This is a genomic window from Dyella sp. (genome assembly GCF_035277725.1).
In the GTDB taxonomy this organism is placed as follows: Bacteria; Pseudomonadota; Gammaproteobacteria; order Xanthomonadales; family Rhodanobacteraceae; genus Dyella_B.
This window is the reverse complement of record NZ_DATEJY010000070.1, coordinates 1-11,544: the sequence shown is the minus strand read 5'-3', so window position 1 is coordinate 11,544 and position 11,544 is coordinate 1. Positions and strand designations below refer to the sequence as shown.

At 61.1% G+C, this 11,544-nt stretch carries 14 protein-coding genes and 1 pseudogene; 2 read left to right on the top strand and 13 right to left on the bottom strand.

Annotation, left to right across the window (positions count from 1 at the left end; all coding sequences use genetic code 11):
- Nucleotides 1-241: 241 nt before the first annotated feature.
- Nucleotides 242-787 (top strand): annotated as a pseudogene (locus VJR68_RS06980) (recombinase family protein); the annotation flags it as partial.
- A gap of 66 nt (nucleotides 788-853) precedes the next feature.
- Here VJR68_RS06980 and VJR68_RS06975 read toward each other — a convergent pair.
- The 12 genes from VJR68_RS06975 to VJR68_RS06920 form a co-directional block, all read right to left on the bottom strand.
- A complete protein-coding gene (locus tag VJR68_RS06975) occupies nucleotides 854-1,285 on the bottom strand; it encodes an EamA family transporter (RefSeq protein ID WP_005797960.1) in 432 nt (143 codons plus the stop codon).
- Between the two features lie 28 nt (nucleotides 1,286-1,313).
- Nucleotides 1,314-2,666, bottom strand: a complete 1,353-nt coding sequence (locus VJR68_RS06970; RefSeq protein WP_029310059.1) for an ATP-binding protein — start codon at nucleotides 2,664-2,666, stop codon at nucleotides 1,314-1,316.
- Nucleotides 2,642-3,307 (bottom strand): response regulator transcription factor, encoded by a 666-nt coding sequence (locus VJR68_RS06965; RefSeq protein ID WP_005797956.1) that lies wholly within the window; start codon nucleotides 3,305-3,307, stop codon nucleotides 2,642-2,644. The genes VJR68_RS06970 and VJR68_RS06965 overlap by 25 nt, the downstream gene beginning before the upstream one ends.
- Nucleotides 3,308-3,329: 22 nt before the next feature.
- Entirely contained in the window at nucleotides 3,330-4,088 is a 759-nt protein-coding gene (locus tag VJR68_RS06960) for a membrane protein (protein ID WP_011875625.1), read from the bottom strand.
- A gap of 9 nt (nucleotides 4,089-4,097) precedes the next feature.
- A complete protein-coding gene (locus VJR68_RS06955; protein WP_076205818.1) occupies nucleotides 4,098-4,547 on the bottom strand; it encodes a hypothetical protein in 450 nt (149 codons plus the stop codon).
- 29 nt (nucleotides 4,548-4,576) lie between these two features.
- The gene (locus tag VJR68_RS06950) at nucleotides 4,577-5,359 is read right to left on the bottom strand and encodes a membrane protein (RefSeq protein ID WP_005797951.1); all 783 of its coding nucleotides are present in this window, start codon (nucleotides 5,357-5,359) and stop codon (nucleotides 4,577-4,579) included.
- A 70-nt stretch (nucleotides 5,360-5,429) separates the two neighbouring features.
- Nucleotides 5,430-6,026 (bottom strand): undecaprenyl-diphosphatase, encoded by a 597-nt coding sequence (locus tag VJR68_RS06945; protein WP_011517526.1) that lies wholly within the window; start codon nucleotides 6,024-6,026, stop codon nucleotides 5,430-5,432.
- A 56-nt stretch (nucleotides 6,027-6,082) separates the two neighbouring features.
- A complete protein-coding gene (locus VJR68_RS06940) occupies nucleotides 6,083-6,418 on the bottom strand; it encodes a PepSY domain-containing protein (protein ID WP_005797945.1) in 336 nt (111 codons plus the stop codon).
- A gap of 544 nt (nucleotides 6,419-6,962) precedes the next feature.
- Nucleotides 6,963-8,155, bottom strand: a protein-coding gene (locus tag VJR68_RS06935) for an IS3 family transposase (protein ID WP_087748592.1) whose coding sequence is annotated in 2 segments (ribosomal slippage) — nucleotides 6,963-7,894 and nucleotides 7,894-8,155 — 1,194 coding nt in all. Because the reading frame shifts where the segments join, the coding sequence is not laid out codon by codon here.
- A gap of 262 nt (nucleotides 8,156-8,417) precedes the next feature.
- Nucleotides 8,418-8,981 carry a recombinase family protein gene (locus VJR68_RS06930; protein ID WP_021561445.1) on the bottom strand — a complete coding sequence of 188 codons (564 nt, stop codon included), beginning with the start codon at nucleotides 8,979-8,981 and terminating at the stop codon, nucleotides 8,418-8,420.
- Between the two features lie 235 nt (nucleotides 8,982-9,216).
- Nucleotides 9,217-9,540, bottom strand: coding sequence for a type II toxin-antitoxin system PemK/MazF family toxin (locus VJR68_RS06925; RefSeq protein ID WP_024231475.1), 324 nt, complete (start codon nucleotides 9,538-9,540; stop codon nucleotides 9,217-9,219).
- A complete protein-coding gene (locus VJR68_RS06920) occupies nucleotides 9,537-9,752 on the bottom strand; it encodes an antitoxin MazE family protein (RefSeq protein WP_021561443.1) in 216 nt (71 codons plus the stop codon). Before VJR68_RS06920 ends, VJR68_RS06925 begins: the two co-directional genes overlap by 4 nt.
- 384 nt (nucleotides 9,753-10,136) lie before the next feature.
- Here VJR68_RS06920 and VJR68_RS06915 point away from each other — a divergent pair, with 384 nt between their 5' ends.
- Nucleotides 10,137-10,796, top strand: coding sequence for a recombinase family protein (locus VJR68_RS06915; RefSeq protein WP_011178412.1), 660 nt, complete (start codon nucleotides 10,137-10,139; stop codon nucleotides 10,794-10,796).
- A gap of 1 nt (nucleotide 10,797) precedes the next feature.
- On the opposite strand, the gene VJR68_RS06910 is transcribed toward VJR68_RS06915, so the two are convergent.
- A partial coding sequence (locus VJR68_RS06910) for a hypothetical protein (RefSeq protein ID WP_324146932.1) occupies nucleotides 10,798-11,544 on the bottom strand: 747 nt, incomplete at its 5' end.

The window sequence follows — 11,544 nt, the reverse complement described above, 5'->3', positions numbered from 1 at the left end:
GCGCCAGGCCCAAATGCATACTGCCTCCCAAGCTCTTGCCATTGAGCGGCAAGCGAGCGCTCAACCTTCCTTGGCCGAACGTGTTTCGAGGCCCAAAACTCGTGCCATACTTGGCCTCATGCGGTTGAATTTCCTATCCGTCAAGTTTCAGGCGAAAGTCGCCACCATGGCGGTGGGCGATCCGCGCGAGGGCAAGACGCCGCTCGGCGCAGTGGTTGACGCCAAGACCGTTGGCTATCCGTTGATCGCTGCCGGCGTCGATCCGGCCCATCTCTACGAGGATCAAGCGTCGGGCAAACGCGAGGATCGTCCCGGCCTGTTGAGCTGCCTGAAGGCGCTACGACCGGGGGATACGTTGATGGTGTGGAAACTTGACCGGCTCGGGCGCGATCTGCGGCATCTCATCAACACCGTGCATGACCTGACCGGGCGAGGCATCGGTCTGAAAGTGTTGACTGGGCACGGTGCAGCCATTGACACCACGACGGCCGCCGGCAAGTTGGTCTTCGGCATCTTCGCCGCGCTGGCCGAGTTCGAGCGCGAACTGATTACCGAGCGCACGATTGCAGGATTGGCTTCGGCGAGGGCGCGCGGTAGGAAGGGCGGCCGGCCCTTCAAGATGACTGCCGCCAAGTTGCGGCTGGCGATGGCCGCTATGGGGCAGCCCGAAACCAAGGTCGGCGATCTATGTCAGGAACTGGGCATCACAAGACAGACCTTGTATCGGCACATTTCGCCGAAGGGCGAGTTGCGCCTTGATGGCGAGAAACTGCTCAGTCAAGTTTGATGACAGGACAGCGGTTACTGTAGACGAATCGTGACGACTGGTTGAGTCAGTATGTCCTACCTGTTATCACTTGAACGCCAATAACAGAACGCCTCCGGCGACCATCGAAATGCCGGACCACTCCCTCAGTGACGGGCGTTCGCCCAAAAAGGCGAAAGCAAATACCGCCACCAGGACAAGACTGAGTTTATCCACTGGCGCAACCTTGGATGCATCGCCAATCTTGAGTGCGCGGAAGTAGCAGACCCACGATGCCCCTGTCGCCAAGCCGGACAGCCCGAGAAAAAGCCATGTCTTGGGTGATAACTCCAAGGGGTTGGTCCATTTCCCCGTGTAGGCAACAAACGCCGACAGGACGACGATGATGATGGCCGTGCGGATCAAGGTGGCCAGATCGGAATCAACTCCCTGAATGCCAACCTTGGCAAAAATAGCCGTCAGTGCCGCAAGGATAGCGGACAGCAAAGCCCAATAAAACCACCCCGCCGAATTAACCATTTAGCCTGCCTCCGCGTTTCTCAAACCGCTACCGCATGGGAGCGATAACGGCAACATTTAAGCCAGTTTGCTTCTCTTGATCTGAGAAGTCGAGGCGGATTTCAGCACCGATGCGATTGGCAATCGTCTGGACAATGGATAGTCCCAGACCCGAGCCGATCTGCTCGCTCCCCAGCGTGCGGTAGAAGGGATCAAACACTCGATCCCGTTCAGCCAACGGAATGCCAGGCCCACTGTCCTGAATACGTAGTACGACCTTCCCTTCCGAAACACCCACAGAAAGATCAACACGCCCTCCCTCTGGCGTGTAGCGGATGGCGTTATCGACTAGGTTCTTGACCACAGCGATCATGTCCAGCTCGCTTGCCCACACTTCGGCGTCCAGCGCGCCTTCGACACCGATGTCGATGTGCTTGGCCTCGGCCAGCGGCATGAGGTCTTCCAGCACGCGGCGGTAGATGCTCTGGACAGATACAGGCGACTTCGGCAGGTCGGTGGCCGACTGTGCCTTGGCCAAGGTCAAGAGTTGATCGAGCAGGCTGCGGCCGCGCTCGATCCCTTGGCGCAAAACCGTCAGCCGTTCGCGCGCCACGCTGGACATTTCCGCTTCCGCGAGCCGTTCTGCTTGCAGCGACATGGCTGTCAGCGGCGAACGTAGCTCGTGCGCGGCATCCGCCACAAAGCGGCGCTGAGATTCCATCGACTGGCTGACACGAGCGAGCAGGCGATTGATCGCCACGACAAACGGACGTACCTCGACCGGAAGGTGGCGGTCTTCGACGGGATGCAGTTCCTGCTCTGCCCGCTGGTCTATTTCCTTGGACAGCGCCGCGATGGGCTGGAACATCTTGCGCACCAGGTCAGCAACGATCAACAGCAGCACCGGCACGAGAATCAAGAAAGGCATCACCGTGCGCAGTGCCCCGTCGCGGGCAATTTCATTGCGGAAACCGGACTCCTGAGCCACAGCAATGCGTTCGCCGCTCGCCGTGGTCTTGACCAGCACGCGAAACGTCTCGCCACCAACTTCCAGCGTGTGCAATCCATCCGCCAAGGTCGCCGGGAGCGGGAGCACGCCTCCTGCATCCACGCCTACCGTAGAGGGACTGACCTCACCCAAGCGCTGGACGATCACGCGCGACTCTTCATCGACATCCTTGAGACGGATATCGGTGGTTGGCACGGCAGGCAACAAGCGCTGGCGATCCATGAGCTGCGCCACCTGGCGCAGTACATCGTCCTGTAGTTCGTGCGCTTCATCGAAGGCGGACAGGAACGAGAATACGCCCGCCACAACGGCCACCACGAGGATGGCCAGCGACAAGGTGAAGGACAGCTTGAGCTGAACTGATTCGTTCAAGCGCCTTTTGAGACCATCCATCCGACCCCCCTGACGTTCTTGATGACCTCGCCACCGAGCTTGCGCCGCAGTGCGTGGATTAGATATTCGACGGCATTGCTTTCGACTTCTTCCCCCCAGCCATAGATGCGATCCTCCAGTTCGCTGCGCGAAAGGATGGCACCAGGCCGAACCAGCAAGGCTTGCAGTAACGAGAACTCGCGGTTGGACAGTTGCACTTGGGGGCCATCATTGGCACAAGCCTCTTTGGTGGCCGGGTCAAGCGTCACCACGCCGTTGCTGAGCACGGGAGCTGCCGTGCCACCTTTGCGCCTCAGGACGGCGCGCATCCGGGCCAGCAGTTCCGCCATCTGAAAGGGCTTGGACACATAGTCGTCGGCCCCGCCATCCAGGCCGCGCAGGCGATCATCCAGACCATCGCGAGCCGTGATGATGAGCAGGGGAACCGGGTTGTCCTTGGCTCGGATGCTGGCCAGCACCTCCAGCCCATCCTTTCCGGGCAGACCGAGGTCGAGTAGCACCAGGTCGTAATGCTGGCAGCCCAGCGTGGTGAGCGCCGTCTGCCCGTCCTTCACCCAGTCGGCGGCGTAGGACGCATCCTTCAATGCGCCCTGGATCGCGTCACCGATCATGGGATCGTCTTCGACCAGCAATACCCGCACTCACCCTCCCTTCAATTGTTGTTCAATGCGCCGTCCTGGCGGCTCGCTGCCTGAACAGCAGGATTGCCACCACTATGAAGGTGAGCAGCGCGGCCGACGCTGAATAGCGGCTCAGCGCCAAGCCGCCCGCGCTCACCGGCTTGTCCAGAAAATCGCCGACCACGGCACCTAGCGGACGCGTCAGGATGAACGCCGCCCAGAACAGCAGCGTGCGGGACACGCTCGTCCAGTAGTAGGCTGCCACGACCAGCGCGAGCAGCCCGCCGAACACGACGGCCGCACCCGTGTATCCCAGGCCCGCCGTATCAGCCGTCCAGTCGCCCAGCGCGGTGCCCAGCGTCTGGGAGAACATAATCGTCAACCAGTAAAAGGCTTCCGCCTTGGGCGAGCTGACCGTGCTTACCGACACGGAGCCAAGGGTGCGATGCCAGACGAAGAGAGAGCCAAGCAGCAAGGCCAGCAGCAAGCTCGAACCGCCAGCGTACCCGATTCCGAGCGATCGGTCCGCGAAATCGGCCAGCGTCGTGCCGACCGTGGTTGTCGCGATGATGGTCGTCCAGTACAGGAAGGGGTGGAAGTCCTTGGCCTTGACCTGCGCGACCACGGCAGCCAGGAAGATCGCCGCGAAGATGGCTGTACCGACCAGGTAGCCCAGGTTCATGGACATCGAAACCGCATCACCGCCAGTTTCACCGAGCGTCGTGGCGGCAATCTTGATGAGCCAGAAGCCCAGCGTAACTTCGGGCACCTTGGCCAAAGCGTGTTCAGTGGATGTTTTCATGGGGCGCGCTCACTTTCCTTCGAGCGTGTTAAAGGTTTTCAGCAGGGCATCCATCGCAGCCTTGCAGTCAGCCTGGCTTGGCGTGTCTGCGCGAAGCGTCGCAAGCGACTTGTCGATGGCCTTGTCGAGCAGATGCCAGTCATCTGCCGCGCGCGGTTTGAGTCCGGCTTCGGCCGAATCCCATGCGACTTCCAAGTCCTTGATGCGTGACTTGGCAGCAGGCAGATCGCCCTTGTCAACGATGGCGGCGACATCAGTGGCGATGCTGCGGAAGGCCGACAGGTCGCCCAGCTTGGATGCAGTTTTGACTTGCAAGGCCGAGACAGTCTGGGCCGGTGTAGTTGATGCCGAGCTTGCGTTGTTCTGATCGGCAGATTTGGAACAACCAGCCGCGAGGGCCAAGAGCACGGCGGCCGAAATAGCCGCAACAGAGCGAGCGATTGAGTGCTGTATGAACATGTTTTTCTCCTTGTGTAGAGCGAAGAGGGTTATTCGACGAGCTGGGCCGAGCGGCGTCCATTCATGCCGATCTGCGCGACGGCCACCAGCATGACGATCACCGTGAGGAACAAGGCGCTTGTCCACATGGCACCCATGCCAAGGCCACCATAAGTCTTGGCCTGCGTCAGCAAGTCGCCGAGTGCGGCCCCGAAGGGGCGGGTCAAGATGTAGGCGATCCAGAAGGTCAGAACGGCGTTGCCGCCCATGCGCCAGGCGGTATAGGTGATGCCAATCAGCACACCGAACGCCACCGCGCCCCAGGTAAAGCCCAAGCCCAATGCCTCGGTCGCCAAATCGCCAGCAGCCGTGCCCAGCGCGAACGTGCAGAGGATGGCAGCCCAATAGAACAGCTCCCGGCTGCGCGTCACAATGTCGTGAATGGACAGGGTGCGCTCGATCCGATACCAGACGAAGAAGATCGCGGCGAGCGCAACGGCGAACGCCGAGGTGCTGATGTACAGGCTGACGCCAAGGCCATCGGTCAGCAGATCGGTGATCTGGGTGCCGACCACGCTGACCAGTACCACCGTCAGCCAGTAAATCCAAGGGGTATAGCGTCGGGTGCGCAACTGCATGAACAAGGCGGCCGCCAACAGGGCAGCCATGACGGTTCGAGTCACGCCTTGCCCCCACCCTGCGTTGACCGCCAGGAAATCGGCTCCCGTCTCGCCCACCGTGGTGGACATGATCTTGATGATCCAGAACGACAGCGCGACTTCCGGGACTTTATTGAGCCAGCCAGTGGTGCTGCTCGTGGGCAATTTGTTCATGGTGTTCTCCTGCCGGGGGTGAAATGGTTTGCCAGCAGTTTGAACATGCTGACTTAGCCCGCCCATAGGCTCACTCGCGCACCCATCCAAGCGCGATCAACCCGCTGAAAAGCCGCCGATGGATTCCGGTGGAAAGTTGATAACTTGGCAATAGATACCAGTGTGCTTCACGTAACGTCAGCCAGGCACAGATTGCAGCAACGGCGATGGCCCCGAGCATGTCGAATGGGAAGTGCACTCCAAGGTAGATGCGCGCCCAGGCAATGGGAACGCCCAGCAAAGCCAAAGTCACGCCTGCAATTCGTGGGCCTCGTTGCAGCGCGAGGCTGAAGGCAACCGCCCACCACAGCGTCAGGTGATCGCTTGGGAAAGACGAATCGGCAACATGAGGGATGAGGGTGTGACCCAGGCCGATCATGAAAGGTCGAGGATGCAACCAAGCCAGGCCGATGATCTGGTTGATGAGCAGGCCCAGCAATCCCGATGCGCTAGCAACGAGCATCGTCTTGCGGGTAGGCTCGCCGCCGCGAAGCCAGCCGATGCCGATCAGGAGTGGAACCGCCCAGATGAGCTGTTCGGCAAAGAAGGTGGCCAACGTCAGAGCCAAAGCACTGGGATGCTCCGGTGCGTTGAGCCAGAGAAAAAATGTATGGTTGAGTGATTCCATGAGGTCTCCGGGCCGGATCGCCTCCGAGGGAAACGATCCGGCCATACTGTCGGGAGTCAGTCCCGCTTGTCGTGGTCATCATCGTGATCCGCCTTGTCCTCGGCAGACGAGATGACCGTGCCCTTGTCGGCATCGACCCGGACATCGAAGACCTTGGCCCCGCTGACGACTTCCACGTCGTAGACCCAGCCTTGCTTCGAGTTCTCGTACTCGGCGCGTGACGCCTTGCCATTGGCGTGCTGCTCGGCGACGGTGACCGCCTGTGTGAGGGGAATCTTGGCCTTGCTGATTGCCAGGGCGTCGTTTTCCATACCGCCATTGGCGGCGTAGGCGACCGCGCCGGTTGCAGCGATGGCGACGGCCAGAAGGGAAAGTTTGGTGTAGCGGTACATGATGCTTCTCCAGAAGAGTGCAGGGATTTGCACAGTGGAGAAGGTACGCAGGCAGACTTAGCTCGCACTGAGCCGGGAAGTTTTCGCTCTCGCCGATGTAGTGTTATCGACTTCTAATAATTGGTGCAGTCGTCTTCTGAAAATGACAGATAAATCGCATGACGGCCTTTTTGGCCGGGGGTAGCATGACCGGACACTTTGCGTATACCCAAAATGACCGGAGGAACCCATGACCAGCCGCAACGGCTACTTCCCAGGCATGTCATTTTCAGAAGGCGACTGCACGGAATGTCAGGAGTCGGCTGCACGGCCTGTCGGGGCTATTTTTTGCGGGAGCGTTCCATGTGCAGAACAGCGTCAAGCAATGCCATTGAATCGCAGGTGTCGGATGCGTAGACCGTGCGCGTCCTTGGGTCATACGACACCATGACGAACGGGTCTGAGGTACGTTCCGTGCTCCGGGGCGCTTGACGCTTGGAGCGGTAGGTTCTGCATACCTCCCTCTTGACCTTGCCCCTGTTTGCTGGAGTTCTTAGCCCACGGATTACGCGGCCTTTTTACGCTGTGCCTCGTACCAGCGTTGCTCATATTGCATCGGGCTGAGGTATCCCAGCGTCGAATGCAATCGTCGGTGATTGTAGAAAGCCATCCAGTCCAGCACCGCGTCCATGGCCTCACGCCGGGTAGCGAACTTCCTGCCGTACAGGCTGGCCGTTTTCAATCTGCCCCAGAAGCTTTCGGTCGGTGCATTGTCCCAGCAGTTACCCTTCCTGCTCATCGATGAGCGCATCTCCCAGACACGTAGCGTGTCCTGGAATTCGTGGCTGCAATATTGACTGCCACGGTCGCTGTGGAAGATGAGGCCAGCCTCAGGGCGGCGCCGGAACCACGCCATGGTGAGCGCATCCTTGACTAGACTGGCTTGCATATGGGCTTGCATGCTCCAGCCCACCACCTGACGGCTGAACAAATCAATGACGCCCGCCAGGTACAACCACCCCTCGTCGGTAGCGATGTAGGTGATGTCGCCACTCCACAACCGGTTGGGCGCCTCGGGATTGAAGCGCCGCTGCACGAGGTCGGGCGCCACCGGCAGACTGTGCCGGCTATCCGTGGTCACCACGAATTTGCGCTTGGTCTTGGCTTTGATGCCGTGCTGCTGCATCAGGTGACGTACCCGCTCTTTACCGACACGAATCCCGCGTGCAAGCAGCTCCTTGTGCATACGCGGCCAGCCGTACTCCTGCTTGACCTCTATGTGAATTGCACGCATGTGGGCCAGTAAGGCTTCGTCGCTATGGCGGCCAGCAGGCCCTGGGCGAGCAGCGTCACGGCGGCGCTGCCAGACAAAATAGCCACTGGCGCTGACCTCCAGCACTTCGCAGGAGATGCTCACTGGATACTGGTTTCTCATTTGGTAAATCCAGGCGTACCTCGCAGCGTGTCCTGCGCGAAGTACGCCGCGGCTTTTTTTGCGATGTCTCGCTCCATTCGAAGCCTGGCAACCTCAGCACGCAGGCGCGCCAGCTCCATTTGCTCAGGCGTGACGGATGCAGGTCTGTCTCCTACACCGCCCACATCACCCTTGGCGCCGCGGCGTACCCAGTTGCTCAGGCTGGCCTTGGGGATACCCAATACCTTGGCTGTGGCAGCAATGGATTGCCCACCCTTGACCTGACGCACCGCCTCCAATTTGTATTCCCGCGTGTACTGCGCTCGAACTTGCTTGTCTGACATTTCTTGACTCCTTGGTCGTATTTTGAACAAGGCTCAAGAACTCCACTTTCCGGGGGCAAGGTCATCTTTTCGGCAAGCTGCTGGCCGATCTTCTTCCAGTCAAAGAGATAGTCGGGATACAACCGGCGCATGTCTCGCTTGTCCTGCGGCTCAAGCGTGTAATTGCGAATCCGCATGATGTTGTAATTGCTCCTGCCGACTTTGACCGTGAGATAGCAAAAGCCCTTTCTGGTCGTGACGAAGGCACTGCTTTGCTTGCGGCTCATGGTTGCTCGCTCCCGCCTTGCAGCGCGGCGTATAGGGCCGTCTTGCTCACCTTGAGCCGTGTAGCAGCCTCCCGGACGTTCAGCCCGTTGGCAATATGCTCCTGCGCCCGCTGCAACTTGTCGGCAGTGACAACCGGCTTGCGCCCGCCCTTGCGCCCGCGAGCGGCGGCAGCGGTCAGCCCGGCCTTGGTGCGCTCACGGATCAAGTCGCGCTCGAACTGGCCCAGCGCGCCGAACACGTGGAAGATGAGCCGCCCGCCCGGTGTGGTGGTGTCAATGCTTTCTGTCAGCGACCGGAAGCCGACGCCACGCGCTTCCAGCGCGCCGATTGTCTCGATGAGGTGTGGCATCGAGCGCCCGAGCCGATCCAGCCGCCAGACGGCCAGCACGTCGCCGTCGCGCAGATAGGCCAGCGCGGCGGCCAAGCCGGGCCTGTCGGCCTTGGCCCCGGAAGCCGTGTCCTCAAAGACGCGCTCGCAGCCCGCCTTGCGCAGTGCATCCGTCTGCAAGGCGGTGTCCTGTTCAGCCGTCGATACCCGCGCATAGCCGATGAGTGCCATTACCGCCCCTTTTGTCCGTTTTTCCGTCCGCCTATCATAATGTCCGACAACCCGTTATTCAAGCGCATTGCCGGACAGTGACCGGCTTGGCCGACTAATGATCGTTTGACGGACAAGGCGGCGCATGTGCCGCCATCCCGGCGCAATGGAACAGCGAACCGACTTAAGCCGGAACCGCCGAAAATTCCGGCGCGATACCGAGTAAGCCGGAATCCCAGATTTTTCCGGCACCGGGTCAAATAACGCCAACGACCAACAGGAGCGCCCTATCTATTGCTTTCATTCGCTCATCGTCGAGGCGGCCAAACGGTTCACTGATTTTGGTGCGCGGTAGCGTCGAGAGCTTGTCCACCATAACTTGCGATAGTGCGCGCAGCCCGTTAGCTGGATTCGGTTCCACGGTGACGCGAAACGCGGCATTGCGCAGGTCGCTTGTCACTGGGCACAGCACAACGCTTTCCAAGTCGGTTAGTAGGTCTGATTGAACGATCAGGGCTGGTCGTGGTTTGCCGTAGTCACCCTGCAATGAAACCGTCACGAGGTCGCCTCGCTGCATCACTCCCAGCCCTCAACGTGCGATGCCGCCTCTTCGGTGAAGCGCAAAACCTCTGCTTCTGCTGGGTCGCCCTTCAGGCTTTGGCATTGCTTGCGCACTTGCGCCGTGAACTCAGGCGAACGGGTGTCCGGCACCCAAAACTGCACAGGCCGCAGCCCCGCCGCGCGCATCCGTTCGCGGTGTCGGGCTACCTTTGATTCGTGAATTGATGGCATGGTGCTCTCCATTGGTTGCATGTATGGTTACATGATACTGCGCATGAAACCATAGCGCAAGCCAAGCCGTTCCGCAACGTCGTGCAGGGAAGTTCTGCGCAATTTCCGCCCTTCTTGGAGTTTCGTGCATAGGACTGCTGACACGACCCGGTCAGAAGTCGGCTGCACACGGGGCGGCCAGCCTCATGAACTGGTGCAGACGTCTTCTGAAAATGACAAGGCAAGACCAAGGCGAAGCGCAGCGCGATCATCACGCCGCGCACCGCCCAGGAAACACAGATTGCGGCCATGCCGCGCCAGTCACGCGCAGCGCGCCAGGCGCTCGCCAAGACGCCACCGCTGCGCGTCGGCGGCGATGGCCTGGTCGAAGGTGCCGACCGCATCATGCGGACGCCGACCGAGCACCAGGCCGCCGGCGTCGCTTTCAAGGTCGCGCGCATCTACTTGCGCGTCAGCACCGACGAGCAGGACTTGACCAGGCAGGCCGCCATCGTGGAGAGCACCAGGGCCGCCGGCTTCTACGTCGCCGGCATCTACCGCGAGAAGGCTTCGGGCGCTCGCGCCGATCGCGCCGAGCTGCTGCGCATGATCGGCGACCTGCAACCCGGTGAAGTCGTCGTTGCGGAGAAGATCGACCGCATCAGCCGCCTGCCGCTGCCCGAGGCCGAACGCCTCGTGGCCTCGATCCGCGCCCAGGGCGCGCGCCTGGCTGTCCCTGGCGTGGTCGATCTATCCGACCTGGCCGCCGAGGCGAAGGGCGTGGCAAAGGTGGTGCTGGAGTCGATCCAGGACATGCTTTTGAAGCTGGCGTTGCAGATGGCCCGCGACGACTACGAGGATCGCCGCGAGCGGCAGCGGCAGGGCGTCGAGCTGGCGAAGGACGCCGGCCGCTACACCGGCCGCAAGGCCAACACAAAGGTGCATGAACGCATCGTGGCGCTGCGCAGCGCAGGCCACAGCATTCCAGAGACGGCCAGGCTGGCCGGGTGCAGTGAAAGCCAGGTCAAGCGCGTATGGGCGCTGCACAACCAGGCGCAGGCGTGACCTACTCGGCCGCCTCCAGCTCGCGCAGGCATTCCATGATCGCCGCCCGCTCCAGCGGATCGAGCTTGGCGAGCTTCGCTTGCCAGCGGGCTTTCTTCCGCTTGATGCGCTCGCGCTCGCGGAAGTTGCTGCCGAGGTAGCGCAGATCGTGCAGCTCGGCCGGCTCGGGGTAGTTCATCCACAGCCGTTCGATAGCGATGCCGCCGCGCGTCATCGCGTTGAAGTCGATGGTTCTCCATGACGCCAAGGGAGAGCTGTCATAGATCGTTGAGCTGTAGCCCGACACCATCACCGCGCACGGCAAGCCGGCCAGCACGTCGAGCAGCCGCACGTGGTCGGCGTCGTCGTATTCGTGGCGGTATAGCTTGCCGCCGCGCCGGCTGTCCATCACGTAGGGCGGATCGGCGTAGACGAACTCGGAGCCGGTGAACTGGTGGGACTCCAGCCAGGCCACGGCGTCGCCGTGGTGCAGCTCCAGGCCGGGCACGTCGAGCTGCTGCCAGACCTCGATCACCTCGGGATCAACGTCGATGCCGACGCTGCGGGCAGCGGGCCGCTTGCGCTCCAGGATGTTGCCGCCGCCCAGGTGCGTTTCGATGTACGTGTCGTGAGGCGGGATGTTGTTGATGATCGTCTGGTAGACGCCGGCACCGCCCTTGCCGCCGGGGTATCTCATGGCCTTCTTCCTGGAGTAAATCGGGACTTGGCCAGCATCGTCAGAAATGGCGATGCTGTCAAGGGAAGCCGG

Excerpts from the sequence above, each read along its gene's own strand:
- VJR68_RS06975 (WP_005797960.1), bottom strand. The coding sequence starts at position 1,285 with ATGGTTAATTCGGCGGGGTGGTTTTATTGGGCTTTGCTGTCCGCTATC.
- VJR68_RS06970 (WP_029310059.1), bottom strand. The coding sequence starts at position 2,666 with ATGGATGGTCTCAAAAGGCGCTTGAACGAATCAGTTCAGCTCAAGCTG.
- VJR68_RS06960 (WP_011875625.1), bottom strand. The coding sequence starts at position 4,088 with ATGAAAACATCCACTGAACACGCTTTGGCCAAGGTGCCCGAAGTTACG.
- VJR68_RS06955 (WP_076205818.1), bottom strand. The coding sequence starts at position 4,547 with ATGTTCATACAGCACTCAATCGCTCGCTCTGTTGCGGCTATTTCGGCC.
- VJR68_RS06950 (WP_005797951.1), bottom strand. The coding sequence starts at position 5,359 with ATGAACAAATTGCCCACGAGCAGCACCACTGGCTGGCTCAATAAAGTC.
- VJR68_RS06945 (WP_011517526.1), bottom strand. The coding sequence starts at position 6,026 with ATGGAATCACTCAACCATACATTTTTTCTCTGGCTCAACGCACCGGAG.
- VJR68_RS06940 (WP_005797945.1), bottom strand. The coding sequence starts at position 6,418 with ATGTACCGCTACACCAAACTTTCCCTTCTGGCCGTCGCCATCGCTGCA.
- VJR68_RS06930 (WP_021561445.1), bottom strand. The coding sequence starts at position 8,981 with ATGGCACTCATCGGCTATGCGCGGGTATCGACGGCTGAACAGGACACC.
- VJR68_RS06920 (WP_021561443.1), bottom strand. The coding sequence starts at position 9,752 with ATGCCATCAATTCACGAATCAAAGGTAGCCCGACACCGCGAACGGATG.
- VJR68_RS06915 (WP_011178412.1), top strand. The coding sequence starts at position 10,137 with ATGCGGACGCCGACCGAGCACCAGGCCGCCGGCGTCGCTTTCAAGGTC.